20 protein-coding genes and 1 tRNA gene are annotated in these 22,548 nt (G+C 69.0%); 16 read left to right on the top strand and 5 right to left on the bottom strand.

Going from position 1 to position 22,548, the window contains the following annotated elements; genetic code table 11:
• Positions 1-55 precede the first annotated feature (55 nt).
• Positions 56-394 (bottom strand): FmdB family zinc ribbon protein, encoded by a 339-nt coding sequence (locus tag ACZ6ZD_RS02405; RefSeq protein WP_465667547.1) that lies wholly within the window; start codon positions 392-394, stop codon positions 56-58.
• A gap of 196 nt (positions 395-590) precedes the next feature.
• Between ACZ6ZD_RS02405 and ACZ6ZD_RS02400 the strand changes: the two genes are divergently transcribed.
• A complete protein-coding gene (locus ACZ6ZD_RS02400; RefSeq protein ID WP_465667545.1) occupies positions 591-3,152 on the top strand; it encodes a penicillin acylase family protein in 2,562 nt (853 codons plus the stop codon).
• On the opposite strand, the gene ACZ6ZD_RS02395 is transcribed toward ACZ6ZD_RS02400, so the two are convergent.
• Positions 3,149-3,706 (bottom strand): 5-formyltetrahydrofolate cyclo-ligase, encoded by a 558-nt coding sequence (locus tag ACZ6ZD_RS02395; RefSeq protein WP_465667543.1) that lies wholly within the window; start codon positions 3,704-3,706, stop codon positions 3,149-3,151. The two genes, ACZ6ZD_RS02400 and ACZ6ZD_RS02395, sit on opposite strands and share 4 nt — an antisense overlap.
• A gap of 66 nt (positions 3,707-3,772) precedes the next feature.
• Between ACZ6ZD_RS02395 and ACZ6ZD_RS02390 the strand changes: the two genes are divergently transcribed.
• From ACZ6ZD_RS02390 to ACZ6ZD_RS02350, 9 genes are all read left to right on the top strand, one after another.
• Positions 3,773-5,161, top strand: a complete 1,389-nt coding sequence (locus ACZ6ZD_RS02390; RefSeq protein ID WP_465667541.1) for a UTP--glucose-1-phosphate uridylyltransferase — start codon at positions 3,773-3,775, stop codon at positions 5,159-5,161.
• Positions 5,161-5,634: a GNAT family N-acetyltransferase gene (locus ACZ6ZD_RS02385; protein ID WP_465667539.1), complete on the top strand. Its 474-nt coding sequence runs from the start codon at positions 5,161-5,163 to the stop codon at positions 5,632-5,634. Before ACZ6ZD_RS02390 ends, ACZ6ZD_RS02385 begins: the two co-directional genes overlap by 1 nt.
• Positions 5,635-5,644: 10 nt before the next feature.
• A complete protein-coding gene (gene glp, locus ACZ6ZD_RS02380; RefSeq protein WP_465667537.1) occupies positions 5,645-6,865 on the top strand; it encodes a molybdotransferase-like divisome protein Glp in 1,221 nt (406 codons plus the stop codon).
• Complete coding sequence (gene moaC / locus ACZ6ZD_RS02375) at positions 6,862-7,341, top strand: cyclic pyranopterin monophosphate synthase MoaC (protein WP_465667535.1); 480 nt, start codon at positions 6,862-6,864, stop codon at positions 7,339-7,341. The genes glp and moaC overlap by 4 nt, the downstream gene beginning before the upstream one ends.
• Positions 7,338-7,826, top strand: a complete 489-nt coding sequence (locus ACZ6ZD_RS02370) for a MogA/MoaB family molybdenum cofactor biosynthesis protein (protein ID WP_465667533.1) — start codon at positions 7,338-7,340, stop codon at positions 7,824-7,826. Before moaC ends, ACZ6ZD_RS02370 begins: the two co-directional genes overlap by 4 nt.
• A complete protein-coding gene (locus ACZ6ZD_RS02365; protein ID WP_465667531.1) occupies positions 7,826-8,443 on the top strand; it encodes a GNAT family N-acetyltransferase in 618 nt (205 codons plus the stop codon). Before ACZ6ZD_RS02370 ends, ACZ6ZD_RS02365 begins: the two co-directional genes overlap by 1 nt.
• Positions 8,444-8,540: 97 nt before the next feature.
• Positions 8,541-9,341 (top strand): divisome protein SepX/GlpR, encoded by an 801-nt coding sequence (gene sepX, locus ACZ6ZD_RS02360; RefSeq protein ID WP_465667529.1) that lies wholly within the window; start codon positions 8,541-8,543, stop codon positions 9,339-9,341.
• 76 nt (positions 9,342-9,417) lie between these two features.
• Positions 9,418-9,490, top strand: a tRNA-Ala gene (locus tag ACZ6ZD_RS02355).
• A gap of 130 nt (positions 9,491-9,620) precedes the next feature.
• The gene (locus ACZ6ZD_RS02350) at positions 9,621-10,028 is read left to right on the top strand and encodes a hypothetical protein (RefSeq protein WP_465667527.1); all 408 of its coding nucleotides are present in this window, start codon (positions 9,621-9,623) and stop codon (positions 10,026-10,028) included.
• A 39-nt stretch (positions 10,029-10,067) separates the two neighbouring features.
• On the opposite strand, the gene ACZ6ZD_RS02345 is transcribed toward ACZ6ZD_RS02350, so the two are convergent.
• Entirely contained in the window at positions 10,068-10,454 is a 387-nt protein-coding gene (locus tag ACZ6ZD_RS02345) for a nuclear transport factor 2 family protein (protein ID WP_465667525.1), read from the bottom strand.
• Between the two features lie 61 nt (positions 10,455-10,515).
• On the opposite strand from ACZ6ZD_RS02345, the gene ACZ6ZD_RS02340 reads away from it, so the two are divergent.
• The 3 genes from ACZ6ZD_RS02340 to katG are packed head-to-tail and all read left to right on the top strand — an operon-like array spanning position 10,516 to position 13,650.
• Positions 10,516-10,893: a winged helix-turn-helix transcriptional regulator gene (locus ACZ6ZD_RS02340; RefSeq protein WP_465667523.1), complete on the top strand. Its 378-nt coding sequence runs from the start codon at positions 10,516-10,518 to the stop codon at positions 10,891-10,893.
• Between the two features lie 55 nt (positions 10,894-10,948).
• Positions 10,949-11,365, top strand: a complete 417-nt coding sequence (locus ACZ6ZD_RS02335) for a Fur family transcriptional regulator (protein ID WP_465667521.1) — start codon at positions 10,949-10,951, stop codon at positions 11,363-11,365.
• A 38-nt stretch (positions 11,366-11,403) separates the two neighbouring features.
• A complete protein-coding gene (katG, locus tag ACZ6ZD_RS02330) occupies positions 11,404-13,650 on the top strand; it encodes a catalase/peroxidase HPI (protein ID WP_465667519.1) in 2,247 nt (748 codons plus the stop codon).
• Positions 13,651-13,700: 50 nt separating this feature from the next.
• Here the strand turns inward: katG and ACZ6ZD_RS02325 are convergent, their stop codons facing one another.
• Positions 13,701-14,441: a hypothetical protein gene (locus ACZ6ZD_RS02325; RefSeq protein WP_465667517.1), complete on the bottom strand. Its 741-nt coding sequence runs from the start codon at positions 14,439-14,441 to the stop codon at positions 13,701-13,703.
• Between the two features lie 215 nt (positions 14,442-14,656).
• Here ACZ6ZD_RS02325 and ACZ6ZD_RS02320 point away from each other — a divergent pair, with 215 nt between their 5' ends.
• The 3 genes from ACZ6ZD_RS02320 (at position 14,657) to ACZ6ZD_RS02310 (ending at position 21,015) form a co-directional block, all read left to right on the top strand.
• Positions 14,657-16,093 carry a GuaB1 family IMP dehydrogenase-related protein gene (locus ACZ6ZD_RS02320; RefSeq protein WP_465667514.1) on the top strand — a complete coding sequence of 479 codons (1,437 nt, stop codon included), beginning with the start codon at positions 14,657-14,659 and terminating at the stop codon, positions 16,091-16,093.
• Positions 16,094-16,418: 325 nt separating this feature from the next.
• Positions 16,419-17,408, top strand: coding sequence for a helix-turn-helix transcriptional regulator (locus ACZ6ZD_RS02315; protein ID WP_465667512.1), 990 nt, complete (start codon positions 16,419-16,421; stop codon positions 17,406-17,408).
• An 85-nt stretch (positions 17,409-17,493) separates the two neighbouring features.
• Positions 17,494-21,015: a discoidin domain-containing protein gene (locus tag ACZ6ZD_RS02310; protein ID WP_465667510.1), complete on the top strand. Its 3,522-nt coding sequence runs from the start codon at positions 17,494-17,496 to the stop codon at positions 21,013-21,015.
• A 104-nt stretch (positions 21,016-21,119) separates the two neighbouring features.
• Here the strand turns inward: ACZ6ZD_RS02310 and proS are convergent, their stop codons facing one another.
• Positions 21,120-22,526 carry a proline--tRNA ligase gene (gene proS, locus ACZ6ZD_RS02305; RefSeq protein ID WP_465667508.1) on the bottom strand — a complete coding sequence of 469 codons (1,407 nt, stop codon included), beginning with the start codon at positions 22,524-22,526 and terminating at the stop codon, positions 21,120-21,122.
• Between the last annotated feature and the right edge of the window lie 22 nt (positions 22,527-22,548).

Genomic DNA, 22,548 nt, shown 5'->3' with positions numbered 1-22,548 from the left:
GAGTCTCCGGCACCCCGTTCTCAGTTGTCCACAGGGCAATTTGCCCGGCGTGGAATCAGGCGGCGCTGGTGCTCGAGGAGGAGCCGCCGGACGACGAACCCGTGGACTTCGACTCCGACGACTTCGGCTTCGACTCCGACGCGGACGACGAGCCGGACCCGGTGGAGCCCGACGACGAGGACGACTCCGACTTGGCCGGGATCGAGCCCTTGCCCGAGGAGCGGCTGTCGGTGCGGTAGAAACCGGAGCCCTTGAAGACCACGCCCACCGCGTTGAAGACCTTCCGCAGCGAGCCCTGGCACGCGGGGCAGACGGTCAGCGCGTCGTCGGTGAAGCTCTGCCGCACCTCGAGCGCCTCACCGCAGTCGGTGCACTGGTACTGGTACGTCGGCACGGTTCGGGTTCCCTTCAGGCCGCTGGCACTCCTACTACTCGACTGCTAATAATGCGTCAGCGACCCGAAGTATTCCAACTCTGCGGGTCGCGCCCCGCCTGGAACCGCGCTCCGCAGCCCCGCCGGAACGCAGAGCAACGCAAAGTTCCGTGGTCCCCATTTGGGGCCTCGGGCCGGATTCTCTACGGTTGGGTCCGTGCGTCGCCTGCTTCGAGCCGTCATCATCTGCGGTATCGCCTTCGCCACGGTCCTCGTGGTGATCGCCGGTACCGCCGTTTTCGTCGTCCGCCACTCGTTCCCGACGTACGACGGCAACGTCGAGCTCGCGGGGCTGGACGCCGACGTCGAGGTCGTCCGGGATGCGAACGGCATTCCCCAGATCTACGCCCAGAGCCCGTCCGACCTGTTCGCCGCGCAGGGGTACGTCCACGCGCAGGACCGGTTCTTCGAGATGGACTTCCGCCGCCACGTGACCGCCGGCCGGCTCAGCGAGCTGTTCGGTAAGGACGCCCTGGAGACGGACAAGTTCGTCCGGACGCTCGGCTGGCGCCGGGTCGCCGAGCGGGAGCTCAAACTGCTCAGCCCGGCCACCCGGCAGTACCTGGACGACTACGCCCGCGGCGTGAACGCCTACCTCGACAAGCACAGCGGCTCCGGCCTCAGCCTCGAGTACGCCGTCCTCAGCCTCGACCCCAACGGCCGCCGCGACTATCGCCCGGAGCCGTGGAACGCGACCGACTCGCTGGCCTGGCTGAAAGCCATGGCCTGGGACCTCGGCGGCAACCTGGGCGAGGAGATCACCCGCACGAAGCTGCTGGCGGCGATGCCGTCGAAGAGCGTCGACGTGCTCTACCCGCCGTACCCGTTCGACCGCAACGAGCCGATCGTGCCGAGCGCCTCGGTCTCGCCCGGCGGCAAGTTCAGCACGGCGCCGTCCACCGGCGAGGTGCGCCGCGGGATGCTCACGAAGGACCTGCTGAAGTCGCTGGACTCGGTCGACAAGGTGGTCAAGGGCCTGCCGCAGCTGCTCGGCCAGGGTGACGGCATCGGTTCGAACTCGTGGGTCGTGTCCGGTGATCACACCGACTCCGGTAAGCCGCTGCTGGCCAACGACCCGCACCTGGGCGCCACCATGCCGGGCATCTGGTCGCAGGTCGGTCTGCACTGCAAGTCGGTCGACCGCACCTGTCCGTACGACGTCTCCGGCTTCAGCTTCGCCGGCCTGCCCGGCGTGGTGATCGGGCACAACAACTCGATCTCCTGGGGTTTCACCAACCTCGATCCCGACGTCCAGGACCTGTACCTGGAGAAGCTCGACGGCGACAACGTCCTCTACAACAACCGCTGGAAGCCGCTGAGCAAGCGCGAGGAGACCTTCCAGGTCGCCGGTCAGGACGAGCCGGTCAAGATCACCGTGCGCGAATCCCGGCACGGCCCGCTGCTGTCCGACATCGGCGAGGACGAGCGCCGGGTCGGCGAGCTGGCCGCCGGGCGTGAGCGCGACGCCGGGCGGGAGAAGTCCGCAAACGCGTACGGCGTCGCCCTGCAGTGGACGGCGCTGAAACCGGGCCGCACGGCGGACGCCCTGTTCGCGATCAACCGCGCCCAGAACTGGAACCAGTTCCGCGACGCGGCGAAGCTCTTCGAGGTCCCGGCGCAGAACCTCGTGTACGCCGACAAGGACGGGCACATCGGCTATCAGGCGCCCGGTCTGGTCCCGATCCGGCGCATCGCGAGCGGTAAGTGGCCGGTCGCCGGCTGGGATCCGCGGAACGACTGGAACGGCTACATCCCGTTCGACGCGCTGCCGACCGAGTACGACCCGGCCGACGGCATCATCGTCACCGCGAACCAGGCCGTCGTCCCGAAGTCCTACCCGTACTTCCTGAGCGACAGCTGGGACTACGGCTACCGCTCGCAGCAGATCCTGGACCGGATCAAGGCCGCCGGGAAGCTCGACCCGAACGAGATGGCGTCCATTCAGCTCGACACCAAGAACCGCGCCGCCGAGCTGCTGGTCCCGTACCTGCTCAAGATCGGGATCAACGACGCCTTCGAGCGGCAGGGCCAGGACACCTTGAAGGGCTGGGACTTCACCCAGCCGGCCGACTCCGCCGCCGCGGCGTACTTCAACGTCGTCTGGCGCAACCTGCTCTCCCAGACGTTCCACGACCAGCTGCCGAAGGACACCTGGCCGGACGGCGGCTCCCGGTGGGTGGAGGTCGTGCACACGCTGCTCGGGCAGCCGAACAGCGCCTTCTGGGACGACACCCGGACGCCGCAGGTCGAGAGTCGCGACGACATTCTCCGGCAGTCGATGATCGACGCCCGCGCGGAGATCACCAAGAAGATGGCCCGGGAGCCCTCGAACTGGGAGTGGGGCCGGCTGCACAAGCTGACGCTGACCAACCAGACGCTGGGTACGTCCGGTATCGGAGTGGTCGAGAAGCTGTTCAACCGCGGCCCCTACGAGCTCGGCGGCGGTACGTCGATCGTCGACGCGACCGGCTGGGACGCCTCGATCGGCTACACCGTGACGTCGACGCCGTCGATGCGCATGGTGGTGGACCTGTCCGACTTCGACAAGTCGCGCTGGATCAACCTGACCGGTGTCTCCGGTCACGCGTTCGCGTCGAACTACACCGACCAGACGGAGCTGTGGGTCAAGGGCGAGACGCTGCCCTGGGCGTTCAGCCGCGGCGCGGTGGAGTCCAGGCGCGAGCACACGCTGACGTTCACCGCCAAGCCGGAGCGCTAAGCGGCGGTGCCGACCGGGATCAGCCCGGTCGGCGTCAGCGCGGCCTGGACCAGGTGGTCGTGCGGGTCGGCCGGTAGCGTCTCGACGACCTCGGAGTCGTAGACCGCGGCCCAGATCGGCGTACCGGCGGTTGCCCGGGTCAGCGCGCGGTCGTAGGACCCGCCGCCGCGCCCCAGCCGGACTCCGTCCCGGGCGACCGCGACAGCCGGGCAGATGATCAGGTCCGCGGTGCTGATCGCGGACGGGCCCAGGTCGATCCGCGGCTCGGACATCCCGAGCCGCCCAGGGACCAGGTCAGCCGCTCCGGGCGCGACGCCCCAGCCCAGGTCGTTGTCGGCGTACAGAATCGGCAGCAGCACCTCGCGCCCGTTGGCGAGTAGCCAATCGATCAGTGCGCCCGTCGGCGGCTCCGGCGTCCGGGAGACGTACAGCGCGACGCGCTGCGCGCTCTGCACAGCCGGCTGCACGCGGGCGGACGGCAGCAGGTCCGCTACGGGCCGGTCAGCGCGGGCGGTGAGGAAGTGCTGCCGGGCGGCGGTCTTCGTCGGGAACACGCGCTGATAGTAGGCGGCGTGACGCGGTTAACACTGCGATTGCTCCGTGTCCCCTAGGGTTGTCATATGAGTGAGGCCGGGTTACAGCAGGCTCAGGAGAAGATGCGCGCGGCTGGCGTTGCGGACGTCGCGATCCGGGTGTTCACCCACTACTACCGGCTGCTGGAGGCCGGTCAGCAGGGGAAGATCCGTGAGGACGACATCGAGCCGGTCGGTGAGCTGCCGCACCTGGACCACCTCGACCCGGACACCGACGCCATGCGGGACGCGCTGTCCGGCACCGTGGTGATCAAGCTCAACGGCGGCCTCGGGACGTCGATGGGCGTCACCGGGCCGAAGTCCGCGCTACCGGTCAAGGACGGGCTCAGCTTCCTCGACATCATCGCCCGGCAGATCCTGAGCACGCGGCGCAAGTACGACGTACCGCTACCGCTCGTCCTGATGAACTCGTTCCGCACCCGCGAGGAGTCGCTGCGCGTCCTCGGCGAGTACGACGGGCTCCCGGTCGACGGCGTCCCGCTGGACTTCCTGCAGAACATGGAGCCGAAGCTCCTGGTCGACGACCTCACGCCGGCCGAGTGGGAGCCCGACCCGGAGCTGGCGTGGTGCCCGCCGGGCCACGGCGACCTGTTCACCGCGCTGGTCGCCTCCGGCGCGCTGGACGCGCTCCGCGAGCGCGGCTTCCGCCATGCGTTCATCTCGAACGCCGACAACCTCGGTGCGACGGCGGACCCGCGGATCGCGGCCTGGATGGCCGAGCACGACGTTCCGTTCGGCATGGAGGTCTGCCGGCGGACACGCTCCGACCGCAAGGGCGGTCACGTCGCCGTGCGCAAGTCCGACGGCCGGCTGATCCTGCGGGACAGCGCGCAGGTCGCGGAGGAGGACACGCAGTACTTCCAGGACGTCACCCGGCACCGCACGTTCAACACCAACAACCTGTGGATCGACCTGGACCGGCTGGCCGAGCTGATGGACGGCCACGACGGCATCCTCGGTCTGCCGATTCTGGTCAACCGCAAGACCGTCGACCCGGCTGACCCGACGTCGCCGAAGGTCATCCAGCTGGAGACCGGGATGGGGACGGCGATCGAGACCTTCGAGGGCTCGCAGGCCGTCATCGTGGACCGCAGCCGCTTCAAGCCGGTCAAGACCACGAACGACCTGCTCGTTCTCCGCTCGGATGTCTACGAGCTGGACGACGCCGGCGACCTGACCACGACCCACGAGGGTGACGAGCCGTACGTCGATCTGGACCCGGAGTACTACCGGATCCTGGCCGACTTCGACTCCCGCTTCGCGGCCGGTGCGCCGTCCCTGGTCCGGGCGGACCGGCTGGAGGTCCGGGGCGACGTGGTGTTCGGCAAGGACGTGACCGTGACCGGTGAGGTCGAGATCGAGGCTCCGGCCGGCGAGCGGCGGCTGATCCCGGACGGCACGGTTCTCGAAGGCTGATGGACGACCTGCTGATCCGGCCGCTGGAGCCGTACGACACCGACGAGGCAGCGCAGGTTTGGTGGCGCTCCCGGCACGCTGAGGGCTCCCAGCTGCCCCCGGCGATCCACAGCCCGGAGCAGGTGGCGACGTGGTTCGCCGACGTGCTGCTGCCGGACGCCCAGACCTGGGTGGGGCTCGACGACGGCCGCATCGTCGCGGTCCTCACCCTGGACGGCGACGACCTCGACCAGCTGTACGTCGAACCGGAGCTGGTCGGCCGTGGCGTCGGATCGACCCTGGTCGAGCTGGCCAAGGATCTGCGGCCCGGTGGCCTCGCACTGTGGACTTTTCAGACCAACACGCGCGCCCAGGCGTTCTACCGATCCCACGGCTTTGTCGAAGTACGGCGTACGGACGGCGCGGCCAACGAGGAGCGAGCGCCGGACGTCCGGATGGTGTGGGGTGCGCACCCGGAGCGCCACACCGACTAGGGTCAACTCCGTGAGACGGAGTGTTGATGAGCATCTGGAGGCTGTGCTCGGGCGGGTGACCGCGCTGCCGGCGTTCGACCAACCGCTACTGGAAGCGCTCGGGCTGGTGCTCGCCGAGGACATCGTCTCGGGGGTGAGTCTGCCGAGCTTCGACAACTCGGCCATGGACGGGTACGCCGTCCGGGCCGAGGATCTGGCCGGTGCGACGTCAGAAGCGGCAGTCACGCTGCCTGTCATCGGTGAGCAGCGGGCGGGTCGCAGCGAGCCGATCGTGGTCACCCCGGGGACCTGCGTGCGGATCATGACCGGTGCGCCGATGCCGCGCGGCGCGGACAGCGTCGTCCCGGTGGAGTGGACGGACGGCGGCACCGTGCACGTTCGGATCACGCAGCAGCCGCCGCTGGGTGGATCGGTCCGCCGAGCCGCTGAGGACCTCCAGGTCGGGCAACAGGTGCTGAGCCGGGACACCCTGATCGGACCGCGCCAGGTCGCTGTGCTGGCCGCTGTCGGCCGGGCGCGGGTCAAGGCGCGTCCCCGACCGCGGGTGGTCGTGGTGTCGACCGGCTCCGAGCTGCGCGAGCTGGGCGGCCCGCTGGGCGAGGGGCAGATCTACGACTCGAACAGCTACACGATGGCCGCCTGCGCGCGGGACGCCGGTGCTGAGGTCTACCGGGTCGGAATCGTCGATGACGACCCGAAGAAGATCATGGACACGCTGAACGATCAGCTGTCCCGTGCCGACCTCGTGGTCACCACCGGCGGGGTCAGCAAGGGCGCCTACGACATCGTCAAGGAAGTGCTGAGCCAAACCGGGACGGTGGACTTCCCAGAGGTCGCTATGCAGCCTGGCAAGCCACAGGGCTTCGGGCTGCTCGGTGACGTGCCGATCTTCACGCTGCCCGGGAACCCGGTGTCGGCGTACGTCTCCTTCGAGGTGTTTGTCCGGCCCGCGCTGCGCAAGCTGATGGGCCAGATGCCGTACCAGCGTGCGCTGGCGCGAGGAGTGTCGCTGGACGGGTTCAGCTCACCAGCCGGGCGCCGGCAGTTCGTCCGCGCCGCGGCCAGGTCCGGCGACGAGGGCTGGATGGCCAGTACAGTCGGCGGGCACGGCTCGCACCTGCTCGGCGGCCTGAGCCGGGCGAACGCGCTGATCGTGGTGCCCGAGGACGTGACGTCGGTCCGGGCCGGAGATCAGGTGGAGCTCTTGCTGCTGGACGAGGAGAACCGATGACGGACGACCGCGGGCTGACCCACGTCGACGAGACGGGGGCGGCGCGGATGGTGGACGTGTCGGCCAAGGACACCAGCACCCGGCGAGCCGTTGCCTCCGGCAAGGTTCTGGTCTCGGCCGAGGTGGTCGGTGCGCTCCGCGGCGACGGAGTGCCGAAGGGCGACGCGCTGGCGGTCGCGCGGATCGCGGGCATCATGGGCGCCAAGCGGACGCCGGACCTCGTCCCGCTCTGCCACCCGATCGCTATCACCGGCGTCAAGGTCGACCTCGAGGTCGCGGACGACGCCGTCCTGGTCACTGCGGCCGTGAAGACGACCGACCGGACGGGCGTCGAGATGGAGGCGCTCACTGCGGTGGCTGTGGCCGGCCTGGCGGTCATTGACATGGTGAAGGCGCTGGACCCGGCTGCTGTGCTGTCCGACGTCCGCGTCGAGCGCAAAGAGGGTGGCAAGACCGGTTTGTGGGAGCGCTCGTGAAGGCGCTGGTGGTGAGCGTGTCCAACCGGGCCGCTGCCGGTGTCTACAGCGACACCACCGGCCCGCTGATCGCGGAGCGGCTCACCGAATGGGGTTTCGACGTCGACGGGCCGCAGGTGGTGCCGGACGGCGCTCCGGTGGGCGAGGCGTTGCGTGCTGCGGTCGCATCGGTGTACGACGTCGTACTGACGACAGGTGGGACCGGGATCTCGCCGACGGACCGGACGCCGGAGGAGACCGTCGCCGTGCTCGACAAGGTCGTGCCGGGCATTGCGGAGTCCATCCGGGCCTACGGCGTCGCGAACGGCGTACCGACGGCTGCGCTGTCCCGTGGGCTGGCTGGAGTCGCCGGTACGACGGTGATCGTGAACCTGCCCGGATCGCGTGGTGGCGTGAAGGACGGGCTCGCCGTGCTGGAGCCGCTGCTGCGGCATGCGGTCGAGCAGGTGCGTGGCGGCGACCACGTGCGGACGGACGGCGACTGATGGCGATCGTCCACTGGCCGGTCGAGCTGCAGCACGGCCAGGTCGCGCTGCGGCCGCTCCGGGCCGGCGACGGAGCAGAGTGGGCCGCCGCGCGGCAGCGAAACGTCAGCTGGCTCCGCCCGTGGGATGCGACCCAGCCGCCCGGTGCGGACGACGGCGCCCGCACCTTCCGCGCGATGGCGCGGGACTGGAACCGCCAGGCGCGCTACGGCCGGATGCTGCCCTTCGTCATCACGTACGGCGGCGCCGCGGGCGCGGGCGCGCGGGCGAAGTGGCCGCTCGTCGGACAGCTCACCGTCTCCGGCATCACCTACGGCTCGGCCCGCTGGGCCAACCTCGGCTACTGGGTCGACGAGCAGTACGCCGGGCGCGGCATCGTGCCGACCGCGGTCGCACTCGCGGCCGACCACTGCTGGTTCGCGCTCGGGCTGCACCGCATCGAGGTGGCGATCCGGCCGGAGAACAAGGCCAGTCTGCGCGTGGTCGACAAGCTCGGCTTCCGGTACGAGGGGGAGCGGCCGCGCTTCCTGCACATCGACGGCGACTGGCGCGACCACCGCATCTTCGCGCTCAACCGGGAAGAGGTCGGACCGGGCCTGGTCGCCCGGTTGACCTGATTACGCTGCGTACTGTTCACATCAGTCACACGAGTCTTCTTGCGACACACCGTGGCACGTACCTGAAGTTCTGGTCGCGGCGCTCTAGCGTCGTCGCATGGGGACGACAGGATTGATCTATGTGGCGATCGTCGCCGCGTGGGCCGCCTACCTCGTCCCGATGATGCTGAAGCGGAGCGACGAGGCCAGGACCCGCTCGGTGCCGACATCCGGTGACGGACGCGTGCTCTCGCGCGACCCGTCGCGGCCGCGGTACGTCGTCCGTCCGGCCGGTGCGACCGAGCCTGTCGAGACGGCGGACACCGCCGAGGACCTGCCGCCGCCTGCGCGGTACGTCCCGAACCGAGCCCGCCGGGTGGCCGCTATGCGCCGCCGGCGGGTGCTGTCGATCCTGACCCTTTCTCTGCTGTCCGTCACAGCGCTGGCCGGCCTCGGCATCCTGCTGTGGTGGGCGGTCGCCATCCCGGGTGGGCTCATCCTGGGCTTCGTCGTCCTCACTCGGGTGCAGCTGCGCCGTCAGGCCCAGGAGCGGGCCCGGCTGGCCGCCGAGCGGCGGACGCGCGCGCAGTCCCGGCACGACCGTGGCCCGGCCGGCAAGCCCGCGCCGTCCCCGGACGACGAGCTCACGATCGAGGTCAAGCTGCCCGCCGACCCCGCACCGGTCGTCGAGAAGCCGGCCCCGGCCGCCGAAGGCCTCTGGGATCCAGTGCCCGTCACGCTCCCGACGTACGTCCTCAAGGAGAAGGCCCCGGACCGCACCGTCCGGACCATCTCCCTCACCGACGACGAGGTCTTCTCCAGCGCCCGCACCACCGACCCCGCCGAGACCCCGTTCGTCGCCGAGACCCCGCCACCCGTGGTCGAGGAGCCGGAGATCAAGCGGGCCGTCGGCGACTAGCAATCCGGTTTTAGACTCGACGGCCTGTCGTGTTAGAGTTTCGCGGTCGCCAGGGGAAACCCGAAGCGACCGATCTGGGGCTGTGGCGCAGTTGGTAGCGCGCTTCGTTCGCAACGAAGAGGCCAGGGGTTCGAATCCCCTCAGCTCCACCCAAAGCAGAGGCCCGTCCTGATGGACGGGCCTTTCGCGTTGCCGGGGGTGGTACGGGTGAGGTACGGGCAGGGGGATGGCGGGGGTGGGTTCTAGGTTGGCGGGGTCCGATCTAGGTAGGAGTGGGTTGTGAGAGTTGTTGTGCGCGGGATGTTGGTGTTGGGGATGCTGACGGCTGGGTTGGTGGCGGGGCCGGCGGTCGGGGAAGCGGCCGCGGTGACTTGTGTGCGGTCGTCGAGTGAGACGGACTCGGTGGGGCGGGGGATCGGGTTCTCGTACCGGAACTGGCCGGGTGGGAACGCGAAGGTGAAGGTCACGTACTCGATCGTGGGCACCAAGAAGATGATTCGGGTGCGGAAGGCGCAGGGGACGTCCAGCACGTCGACGACGTTGCTCGGGACTTCGGGGCGCAAGGTGACGAAGACGGTCAGCTTGAACTATCAGGCGCGCGGGAACGGCACGCTGTGGTTCGAGCCGCGTGGCGACACGACGACCACGGGGCGGACGATCTATTCGTTCTGCCTGTACAAGGGCTGAAAGAAAGCACAAGGCCGGTCCACTTGGACCGGCCTTGTTTCAGTTCCAGAAGGTGTCTTCTTCGGGCTGGTTCTCGCTGATCAGCCAGATCTCGGCGATCTTGTCGCCGACGACGCGGAAGATGTCCACACCTTGCTGGTCCAGGTCGGGGCGGCCTTCGCGCTGGGCGGTGAAGCGGACGGTGGTGGAGACGAGGGCGCCGGATTCGGTGGCGGAGGTGGTCTCCAGGGTGAAGGTTCCGTTGGAGAGGGCGAAGAACCGGCCGAGGTGGGCGACGATGGCTTCGGGGCCGGTGTGGTCGCCGGAGAGCTGGTTGGCACCTGGCTGGTGCCAGACGGCGTCGGGATGCAGGGTGGCGGCGAGGGCCTCCAGGTCGCCGGCTGCGGCGGCGGCGCCGTACTTGCCTACGACATCGATGGCTGACATGTCTGACCTCCGTGGTTAGCTGGGATTCCAGCGTGCCGGAGGAGAGGGTGGTTACTTCAACGTGACCGAAACACGGGAGTGGACGGTGTTCTCGGCGAAGTGCCCGTCGCGGGCGTCGCTGGCCCGGATCGCGAACAAGTGGACGGCGATGATCGTCATTCTGCTGCACGAGCAGCCGCTGCGCTTCGGCGAGCTGCACCGGCAGGTCGACGGCATCACCAAGAAGGTGCTGGTGGACAGCCTGCGCGCGCTCGAACGGGACGGCATGGTCGCGAAGGACGGCGTCCACTATCACCTGACGCCCCTCGGCCGGACGCTGCACGAGCCGCTGCGCGCCCTGCAGACCTGGGCCGAGTCGTACGTGGACGACGTCCAGCAGGCCCAGGAACGGTACGACGAGGCCGCGGACAACCAGGTGCTGGGCGCCGCGACCGACTGATCCTGACGGTTTAGCTAATCTTGACTGATTCCAGAAAACGCGCGAGACTCTGAGCGTGCCGACGGTCGAGGAGCTCCAGCAGTTGCTGCGGGGCGCCGAGCTGCGGGTGACGCGGCCGCGGGTCGCCGTCCTGCAGGCCGTCTACGCGCACCCGCATGCGGACACCGACTCGCTGATCGGTGCCGTGCGCAACGATCTGCCCGAGGTGTCGCACCAGGCGGTCTACGACTCGCTGCACACGCTGACCGGAGCCGGCCTCGTCCGCCGGATCCAGCCGCTCGGCTCGGTGGCGCGCTACGAGTCCCGGGTGGGCGACAACCACCATCACGTCGTGTGCCGCAGCTGCGGCGCCATCGCCGACGTCGACTGTGCGGTCGGGCACGCGCCCTGCCTGCACGCGTCGGACGACCACGGGTTCGTCATCGACGAGGCCGAGGTCATCTACTGGGGGCTCTGCTCCGAGTGCGCCTGACTTCCACCACGAAAACGTCCAGTCCTGGAAGGAACTAGATGTCCGACAACCACGAGCGGCACGAGCCGCTGCCCGGTGAAGGCAGCGAGGAGAGCCGCGGTCACGAAGACGCAGCGGCGGCGGGCGGCTGCCCGGTGGCCCACGGTCAGGGTGCGCACCCGACCAGTGGCAACGCCAACCGGGGCTGGTGGCCGAACCAGCTGAACCTGAAGATCCTGGCCAAGAACCCGGCCGTCTCGAACCCGCTGGGCGAGGAGTTCGACTACGCCAAGGAGTTCCAGACGCTGGACCTGGCGGCCGTGAAGGCGGACATCCGCGACGTGCTGACCACCTCGCAGGACTGGTGGCCGGCCGACTTCGGGCACTACGGCCCGCTGATGATCCGGATGGCCTGGCACAGCGCCGGCACCTACCGGATCAGCGACGGCCGCGGTGGCGCGGGCGCCGGGCAGCAGCGGTTCGCGCCGCTGAACAGCTGGCCGGACAACGCCAACCTGGACAAGGCGCGCCGCCTGCTCTGGCCGGTGAAGAAGAAGTACGGCCAGAAGATCTCCTGGGCCGACCTGCTGATCCTGACCGGTAACGTCGCGCTGGAGTCGATGGGCTTCCAGACCTTCGGCTTCGCCGGCGGCCGCGCCGACGTGTGGGAGCCGGAGGAGGACGTCTACTGGGGTCCGGAGACCGGCTGGCTGGACGACGAGCGGTACAGCGGCGACCGCGAGCTGCAGCAGCCGCTGGGCGCCGTCCAGATGGGGCTCATCTACGTGAACCCCGAAGGCCCGAACGGCAACCCGGACCCGATCGCCTCGGCGCGCGACATCCGCGAGACCTTCGGCCGGATGGCGATGAACGACGAGGAGACCGTGGCGCTGATCGCCGGCGGTCACACCTTCGGCAAGACGCACGGCGCCGGGAACGCCGAGGAGCACGTCGGCGTCGAGCCCGAGGGCGCCGACCTGGAGCACCAGGGCCTGGGCTGGAAGAGCACCTTCAACTCCGGCAAGGGCAAGGACGCGATCACCAGCGGCCTCGAGGTCACCTGGACGACGACGCCGGCCAAGTGGGGTAACGACTTCTTCGAGATCCTGTTCGGCTACGAGTGGGAGCTGACCAAGTCCCCGTCGGGTGCGAACCAGTGGGTCGCGAAGGACGCCGAGGCGATCATCCCGGACGCGTACGACGGCCCGAAGAAGAAGCCGACGATGCTGACGACGGACCTGGCGCTGCGCTTCGACCCGATCTACGAGCCGATCTCGCGCCGCTTCAAGGACAACCCGGACCAGTTCGCCGACGCGTTCGCGCGGGCCTGGTTCAAGCTGACCCACCGCGACATGGGCCCGGTCGTCCGCTACCTCGGTCCCGAGGTTCCGGCCGAGACGCTGATCTGGCAGGACCCGGTCCCGGCCGTCGAGGGCGACCTCGTCTCCGCGGACGACGTGACCGCGCTGAAGGCGCAGATCGCGGCGTCCGGCCTGTCGGTGTCGCAGCTGGTCTCGACCGCGTGGGCCTCGGCGTCCAGCTTCCGCGGTTCGGACAAGCGCGGTGGCGCGAACGGCGCCCGTATCCGCCTGCAGCCGCAGGCCGGCTGGGAGGTCAACAACCCCGACCAGCTCGCCCAGGTGCTGCGCACGCTCGAGGGCATCCAGGAGAGTTTCAACGCCAGCGGCGCGAAGATCTCCCTGGCCGACCTGATCGTGCTGGCCGGCGGCGTCGGCGTCGAGGTGGCCGCGAAGAACGCGGGCCACGACATCGACGTCCCGTTCACCCCGGGCCGGACGGACGCGACGCTGGAGCAGACGGACGTCGACTCGTTCGCCGCGCTCGAGCCGACCGCCGACGGTTTCCGTAACTACAACGGCAAGGGCAACCGCTACCCGGCCGAATACCTGCTGCTCGACAAGGCCAACCTGCTCACGCTGAGCGCCCCCGAGCTGACCGTCCTCGTCGGCGGTCTGCGCGTCCTCGGCGCCAACTACGACGGTTCGGCGTACGGCGTCCTCACCGAGAACCCCGGCACCCTGACCAACGACTTCTTCGCGAACCTGCTCGACCTGAGCACCGAGTGGAAGTCCACGGACAGCAGCCAGGAGTTCTTCGAGGCCCGTGCGGACGGCGCCGTCAAGTGGACCGGTACCCGCGCCGACCTCGTCTTCGGCTCGAACTCCGAACTCCGCGCCGTCGCCGAGGTCTACGCCTCCGACGACGCCAAGTCCAAGTTCGTCACCGACTTCGTCGCCGCCTGGCACAAGGTCATGGAGCTCGACCGCTTCGACCTCCACCGCTGACCCACCGCGAACCGGCCCTCACCACCAGGTGAGGGCCGGTTCGTGCGTTCTCACGCGACCGCCCGGGCCGAGCCGCCGGCCAGCGCGGCCAGGGTCTCGTCGAGCAGGCGCCGGATAGCGGCGTCCAGGCTGGTGCACTCGCTGTCGAGCTGGACGGCGTTCTTCTGGATGCCGTTGGCCAGCTGCTTGATCTTGGCGAGTTTGTCGAGGTGGACGAGGGCCTGAGTGACCTTCTCCTCGGCGGTCGCGACCTCGCCGGCGCCGCTCCGGGCCACGGCGGCGAGCGCGGCCGTGCGGGTGAGCAGGATGACGGTGCGCAGCAGCTCGGGATCGTCGTACTCCGGGTCGAAGGACAGGACGATCCGCCGCGGACCGAGCACGCGCAGGCACTGCCCGCCGTTCTGCTGCGGCGTCCGGACGATCCCGATCGACGCCACCGCGCCCCGGTTTCGCTCCGCCTCATCGAAGTACTCACCCCACCCGGTCCGCGCCGAGTCAGTCATCTCCAGCACCACGCGAGCCGCGCCGGCGACCGTCAGCACGCCGTCCCCCTTCCTGCTACGCGGCACCCGACCCACTCGCGTCCCGGTCTCGGCGTACTCGTCGCCGACCGCGGAAGCGATACCACCCAACAGTTGGTGGAGGGCGCCCTCGAAGGCGTCGCCCTTGAGTGGGGTGACGCTGGCGAGCTCGGCCTTGGCCTGCTGGAGTTTCAGAGTGGTCGTCAGCTCCTCGACTTTCGTGGTGAGCTCGCCGTGGCGCTGCTCGAGCTGCTGGGTGAGCTTGCCCATCGGCGACGTCGGGTCGGTCGGATCGAACTGCCGCGCCGCGCGCTCGACCAGGCGGCGGATCTCGGTGGGTGAGGTCGGCGGCTTGGTTGCTCGCAGCGAGGGTGTGCGCGCCGAGGAGCAGACTCTTGGACGAAGGCTGAGATGTCGCCCCGGGGTTGCTTGTGAGGGGTGGGGGTGGGTGGGAGGGTGGTGGGGTCGGCGGCGGAGGGATGGGTATGCGGTTTCATCTTGATCGGGAGCCTGCGGGGGATTTGACGTTCAGTGACGTTTTTCTGGTGCCGGGTCGGTCGCGGGTGACTTCGCGGCTGGATGTCGATCTGGCGACGGGGGACGGGAGTGGGGCGTCGATTCCGGTGGTGGCCGCGAATATGACGGCGGTGTCGGGGCGGCGGATGGCGGAGACGATCGCTCGGTGTGGTGGGCTGGCGGTGATTCCGCAGGACATTCCGGTGCCGGTGGTGGCGGAGGTTGTTGCCTGGGTCAAGGAACGGGATCCGGTGCATGACACGGCGCTGGTGCTGCCGCCGTCGGGGACGGTGGGGGAGGCGTTGAACCTGCTGCCCAAGCGGGGGCACGGGGCGGTGGTGGTGGTTGACGGCGGGCGGCCGGTCGGGGTGGTGACCGAGGCGGACTGCGCGGGGGTGGATCGGTTCACGCAGTTGGCGGCGGTGATGTCGCGGGAGCTGCTGACGGTGCCGGCCGGGATTGATCCCGAGGCGGCGTTCGATCAGTTGCACGACGGGCGGCATCGACTCGCGCCGGTGGTGGACGCGGCCGGGACGATCGTCGGCATCCTCACCCGGCAGCGGGCCCTCCGGGCGACCTTGTACGAGCCGGCGCTGGATGCCCGCAACCGGCTGCGGGTGGCGGCGGCGATCGGGATCAACGGGGACGTCGAGCAGCGCGCGAAAGCCTTGCTGGACACGGGAATCGACGTCCTGGTGATCGACACCGCGCACGGGCACCAGGAGCGGATGCTCGACGTACTGAAGATCGTGAAGAGCCTCGATCCCGAGGTGCCGGTCGTCGCGGGGAACGTCGTCACCGCCGAGGGCGTGAGCGATCTGGTCGCGGCCGGCGCGGATATCGTGAAGGTCGGCGTCGGTCCGGGCGCGATGTGTACGACGCGGATGCAGACCGCGGTCGGGCGGCCGCAGTTCTCGGCGGTGCTGGAGTGCGCGGCCCGCGCGCGTGAGCTGGGTAAACACGTCTGGGCGGACGGCGGCGTCCGCTACCCACGGGACGTCGCGCTGGCGCTGGCCGCCGGGGCGTCGAGCGTGATGATCGGCTCGTGGTTCGCCGGCACCTACGAGTCGCCCGGCGACGCGCATCGCGACAGCGACGGCCGCATCTACAAGGAGAGCTTCGGGATGGCGTCGGCGCGCGCGGTGCGGCTGCGCACGGTCGACGACACCCCGTTCCAGCGCGCCCGCAAAGCGATCTTCGAGGAGGGCATCTCGTCGGCCCGGATGTACCTCGACCCCAAGACCCCCAGCGTCGAGGACGTCCTGGACGCGATCGTCTCCGGCATCCGCAGCTCCTGCACGTACGTCGGCGCCGCGAACCTCGCCGAATTCCACGAGAAGGCCGTCGTCGGCCTCCAGACCGCCGCCGGCTACGCCGAAGGCAAACCCCTCGACACCAGTTGGTGAGTCATTCCCGGGGTGAGGTTGAGAGCACAACCAGCTAATCCGGCGAGCGATAGGCAACCCCCGGATCCCGGTGGCACGCTGTAGTCAGCAGGGGGGAGGGAACCCCGGGCAACCGCAGGGGGCCTTTCGATCTCAGGTGGGGTCGAGAGTCGCGGGACAGCCGGCGTTCCGGACGTGGTCGCGGGTGGCGGACGGGAGTACGACCGAGGCTTGGGAGGGCGACTCGGAGGCTCCGAACCCCACCCGCGACTGCTGTATCGATCAATCGAAGCGCTTGAATCGCTTGGCATCCGGCCGCGGCTTCGGCAAAATTCGTAGTTGATCGATGGAGCAGGAGTGTGTCGTGCCGGAGGCGGGTGCGGCTCCGCTCAGGGTTGACGCCGAGACCGCGATCATCCTGCGCGAGGCCTATCACAAGATCGAGGCGCTGTTCCGCGCCGATCACTACGGCCTGTACGACTATGTGCGGGTGGTGGTGGCCAAAGTCGCGCGGGTGGACACGTTCTTCGTGGGGTTTCTGCACGGGGCCAATCGGGTGCGGTATCCGTACGGGTACGACGATGGGCGTTATGTCGCGCCGGATACGCACAGCTACGGGCCGAATGGGCAGACGGCGTGGTTGTTGAAGCATCGGCAGACGTATCGGTACGCGTACGACAACGGGTCCGCGCTGCATGCCGGGGTGCCGATCGGGGCGGTCGGACGGCGGTCGGCGGATGTGGTCACGGTGCCGATCTTCCGGCCGGCGAAGGATGGGCCGGACCAGCTGTTCGGGATGTTGTCGATGCAGAGCTACGAGGCGCGTAGTTACGACGACAACGCCGTCCGGGCGTTCGAGTGGCTGGCTGGGGTCGTGGAGCGGGTGCTGACCCGCGAGGGGGAGGATCGGGAGGCGTTACGGCGGTTGCCGGCCGGTGACATCGGGCCGAACCTGCTGACCTCGGACCACGTGATGGAGTACCTCGTGCACCGGATCGCGGCGATCCGGGAGATCGCGGTCGAGGCGCTGGGCGAGACCGAGGCGCACGGTCATCTGAGCCGGATCATCGACACCACCGAGCACATCCAGTCCGAGCTGATCGAGATGCTGATGGAGACCGACGAGGGGCCCGAACGCCGCTTCGCCGGGTTGACCAAGGCCCAGCAGGGGATCGCCGTCCTGCTCGCCGACGGGCTCGACAACGACCAGCTCGCGGCCGAACTCGGGATCAGCCTCAATACCGTAAAGACGCATCTGAGTGCGATTTTGCGCAAATACGCGATGGCGCACCGGGCGCAGGTTGCCGATGACGTTCGGAAATACCTGGCCCGCTGATTCCCTCTCGACATACTTGATCGGTTGAAGTAACTTCCCCGGTGGTTGTTTCTGCGCATATTTCCCGCCGCCCTGGGAGGCTCTCGTGGTACCCGATCCGCTGTCCCGTCGTACGTTCCTGGCCGCCAGTGGTGGACTGCTGGCCAGCGTCACACTGCCGGCCGCAACAGCTGGGGCGGCTCAGGCCCCAGCTGCCAAGGCGGCCGCGACCGATCTCGCGAAGTACCGCCCCGTCAGCGCTTCCTCGACGGCGTACGCCGCGACGCCGCCGGAGTTCGCCGTCGACGGGCTGGCCGTGCCCGGCGTCCGCGGCTCGGGCTGGCGGGCCGCCGGTAAGGACCCGCAGTGGATCGTGGTCGATCTGCAGGGGAAATGCCGGGTCGAGTCCGTCCGGCTCACCTTCGAGGCGACCGCGCAGGACCCGCCTTTCGACTTCACCCCGTGGAACCCGTACGGCAACACGACCGGCCAGGAATTGCTCTCCAGTTCGCCGCTGGATTTCCGCGTCGACATCTCGACCGACGGCGCTTCGTGGCGAACTGTGCATCAGGCGACCGACAGTGCTGGTGGCACTGTCGACGTCACACTCGACAGCCCGGTCACAGCGCAGTACGTGCGGCTGACCGCGAGCCGCCAGGCCAACACCAACGCCCTCGGCCTGAACGGCTTCCAGGTCTACGGCACCAGCGGCAGCCGCCCGGCCGTCACCGGCTGGACGGACTTCGGCAAGCACAGCGACCGGCCGCCGGCGCTGACCAAGGCCGCGGACGGCACGTTCCCGATCGAGTCCGGCTGGACGCTGACGATGGACGACTTCGTCGGTACGTCGGACGGCGCGGCGCTCGCGCAGGCGGGTAAGGACACCTCGGCCTGGCTGCCCGCGGTCGTGCCCGGCACGGTCCTCGGTGCGCTGGTGGAACAGGGCCAGTTCCCCGATCCGGTCGAGGGGATGAACAACCTCGAGATCCCGGAGGCGCTCAGCCGGCACGTGTGGTGGTACCACCGGAAGTTCGATCGCCCGACGGGCTCGGGATCGCGGGTCTGGCTGGAGTTCGACGGGATCAACCACCAGGCCGACGTCTGGCTGAACGGCGTCTCGGTCGGCACGGTCAAGCACCCGTTCGCGCGGACGGCGCTCGACGTGACGGCCGCGCTGAAGGCGAAGAACGGGCTCGCGGTGAAGATCACGCCGATGCCGCACCCCGGATCCGCTGGTGACAAAGGCGATGCGGGCCAGGCGTTCGTCCAGGCCGCGACGTTGTATCTGGACTCGCCGACGCTGCTGGCGGCGTCCGGCTGGGACTGGATGCCCGCGGTCCGCGACCGCGCGGCCGGCATCTGGAACCACGTCCGGCTGCGCTTCACCGGGGACGCCGTCCTGGGCGACCCGCGGGTCGTGACCAAGGTGCCGAGCCGGGAGCGCGCGACGGTCGCGATCACCATCCCGGTTCGGAACGCGGCGACGAGCGCGAAGACGATCACGGTCAAGACCGCCTTCGACGGGCGGACGGCGAGCAAGACCGTGACGGTCGCCGCCGGAGCGACGGTGAACGTCGTCTTCGACACCGTCACGATCGACAAGCCGAAGCTCTGGTGGCCCAACGGGTACGGCGATCCGGCCCTGCACGAGCTCACCTACACCGCACTCGTCGGCAGCAGCAAGAGCGACAGCCGGAAGACGACGTTCGGTATCCGCGAGTTCGGCTACGACTACGAGATCCCGATCAAGGTCGACCCGGCCACCAACAGCGCCGCGCAGACGGTCTCGATCCCGCGGCAGACCGCGAAGTTCGTCCGGATCCAGGGACGCCGGCGCGCGACCGGCTGGGGCTATTCGCTGTGGACGCTGGCGATCAAGGACAGTGCGGACCCGTCGGTCGATCTCGCCCGCGCCGGCGCCGCGACGGCTTCGTCGGACGACGGCAGCCCGGCCGCGAACGCGATCGACGGTAACGACCGCAGTCGCTGGTCCTCGGCGTACAACGACAACGAGTGGATCCAGGTCGATCTCGGCGCGGCGAAGAGCTTCGACCGGATCGAGCTGCTGTGGGAGACGGCGTACGCGTCGCTGTTCGAGATCCAGGTCTCGGACGACGGCAACGAGTGGCGCAAGGTGCAGGAGGTCAACAATGCGCCGATCCCGCTCAAGATCAGCGTGAACGGCGTCCGCGTCTTCGTCCGCGGCGGCAACTGGGGCTGGGACGAGCTGTTGCGCCGGATGCCGAAGGAGAAGATGGACGCGGTGATCGGCATGCACCGCGACATGAACTTCACGATGATCCGGAACTGGATCGGCTCCAGCACTCGCGAGGAGTTCTACCAGGCCTGCGACGAGAACGGCATCCTGGTCTGGAACGACTTCTGGGAGGCCGGCCCGTTCAGCGACAACCTGCCCGGGTACGTCGACATCGCCCGCGACACCATCGTCCGGTACCGCACGCACCCGTCGATCGTGGTCTGGTGCGCGGCCAACGAGCAGCACCCGCCGCCCGCGATCCACGAGGGGATCCAGGCCGCGATCCGGGCCGAGGACGACGAGATCCTGTACCTGCCGGACTCGGCGGCCGGGTTCGTCTCCGGGCACGGGCCGTACTACTGGGTCGACCCGGTCAAGTATTTCGACGCGAACACCTACGACACCTTCAACTTCGGTTTCCACACCGAGATCGGGATGCCGACGATCCCGGTGATCGAGAGTATGCGGAACCTGGTCGGGGACGGCGAGGCGGGCTGGCCGATCGGGATGCCGTGGTACCACCACGACTGGTCCGAACACGGGAACCAGCGGCCGGCGACGTACCTGGGCGCGATCGACGAGCGGCTCGGATCGTCGAGCGGGCTGACGGAGTTCACCCGTAAGGCGCAGTTCGTGAACTACGAGAACATGCGGGCGATGTTCGAGGCCTGGAACGCGAATCTGTGGACGGACGCCTCGGCGCTGCTGCTCTGGATGTCGCACCCGGCCTGGCATTCGACGGTCTGGCAGACCTACGACTACGACCTCGACGTGAACGGCAGCTACTACGGCGCCCGCAAGGGCTGCGAGCCGATCCACGTCCAGGCCAACCCGACGGACTGGACGACGGTCGCCCTCAACCACACCACAGCGCCGCTGTCGGCCACGATCGTCGCGGATCTCTACGACCTCAACGGCGCCAAACTGGGTTCGAAGTCCGCTGCTATATCTGTTGCTGCTAGCAACAAGACTGAGTCGTTCAAGGTGGACTTCGGCGCCGAGCTCCCGGCGTTGCACCTGCTCCGGCTCAAACTGGTCGATGCGCAGGGCAAGGTGTTGTCGGAGAACACCTACTGGCGCTACCGCAAGGCGACCGACGTCCAGCAGCTGAACGCGCTGCCGGCCGCCCGGCTCGACGTCCGCTCCACCGCAAGCCGCGGCAAACTGACGGCGACTGTGCGCAACACCGGCAAGACGGTCGCGGCGCTGATCAGGTTGTCGCTCCGCGACCGGAACGGCGAACGCGTCCTGCCTGCCACCTATACCGACAACTACTTCTGGCTCCTCCCCGGCGAATCCCGGGCCGTCACGGTCACCACGCCTACGTCAGTCAGCGGTTTGCGGCTGGAGGCAGACGCGTACAACGACTGAGCCGAACCGCCACCACTCAGCAACTCTCGGGTAACCGCGCGACACGCCGTCAACTACGGCGTGTCGCCGGTCCGCCGGCAGGTTGGTGGGTGGTGGGGGTCCGCTTAGTAGGCCCGAGCGACGAATGCGATCAGCCCGCGCTCGTCGTCCTCCGTCGGCAGGGAGCCGTCGGCGCGCTGCAGGCAGCGGACGGTCAGGCCGGCTGCGGCCAGGCGGTCCTCGCCGGCTTCGCCGACGGCGTCGTACGGGATCGTCACCCAGTCACGCGCTTCGAGAGCCTCGTCGACGGTGGTGACTGCCGTCGTCCGGGCGTCTCGACGTTTGGTCGCTTCGTCGAGCAGCCAAGCCTGGTCGGCAGCCAGGGACTCGGCGACGGTTGCGGTGAGGCTGCCGAGGTCGGCTGTGGTCTTCTCCGAGGTGCGCAGCCGGCGGACGACGGTCGCCACACCGGACTGCAGGTCGCGCGGGCCGAGCTCGATCCGGATCGGGACGCCCTTGAGCTCCCAGCCGATCGCACGTCGTCCGAAGGGCTGGTCGGTGCGCGTGTCGACCTGGACCCGGACGCCGGCGGCCCGCAGGTCGGCGGCGACGCGGTGCGCGGCTTCGAGGGTTTCGTCGCGCACCGCCAGGACCACGACCTGCGTGGGCGCGGCGTTCGGCGGAATCCGCAGACCTGCGTCGTCACCGTGCACCATGATCAGCCCGCCGAGCATCCGCGTACTGGTGCCCCAGGACGTCGTCCAGGCATGCTCGCGCCGGCCCTCGGCCGGCAGATAACCGATGTCGAAGGCGCGGGCGAAGTTCTGCCCGAGCTCGTGCGAGGTGCCCAGCTGCAACGCCTTGCCGTCGCCGGTCATCCCTTCGAGCGTCATCGTGTTCACCGCCCCGGCAAACCGCTCCCGCCGCGTTTTCCGGCCCACGACCACCGGAATCGCGAGGTGGTTGACCATGATGTCGCGATACACCTCCTGCAGGATCCGGATCGCATAAGCACGAGCGTCCGCGGCGGACGCGTGCGCCGTATGCCCCTCCTGCCACAGGAACTCCGTTGTCCGCAGGAACACCCGCGGCCGCAGCTCCCACCGCACGACGTTGGCCCACTGGTTCAGCAGCAACGGAAGATCGCGGTAGCTCTGCACCCACTTGGCCAAGTACTCACCGACGATCGTCTCCGACGTCGGGCGGATGACGGCAGCCTCCTCGAGCTCCTTGCCCCCGGCATGCGTGACGACGGCCAGCTCGGGGCTGAAACCTTCGACATGCTCGGCCTCCCGCTGCAGATAGCTCTCGGGGATCAGCAACGGGAAGTACGCGTTCTCGGCCCCGGTCGCCTTGATCCGGCGATCCATTGCCTGCTGCAACAACTCCCAGATCCCGTACCCGTACGGTCGAATCACCATCGTCCCCCGGACCGGCCCGTTCTCGGCGAGCTCGGCTTTGGCAATCACGTCCTGGTACCACCGGGGAAAGTCCGTCGCCTGCGCCGCAAGCACGGATCGGGTCGCTGTCATACCCGCCAGTCTAGGAACGCGA

The sequence above is a fragment of the Kribbella sp. NPDC104218 genome (assembly GCF_055584105.1).
The sequence above is the reverse complement of the archived record's forward strand: the minus strand, read 5'-3'. Positions and strand labels throughout refer to the sequence as shown.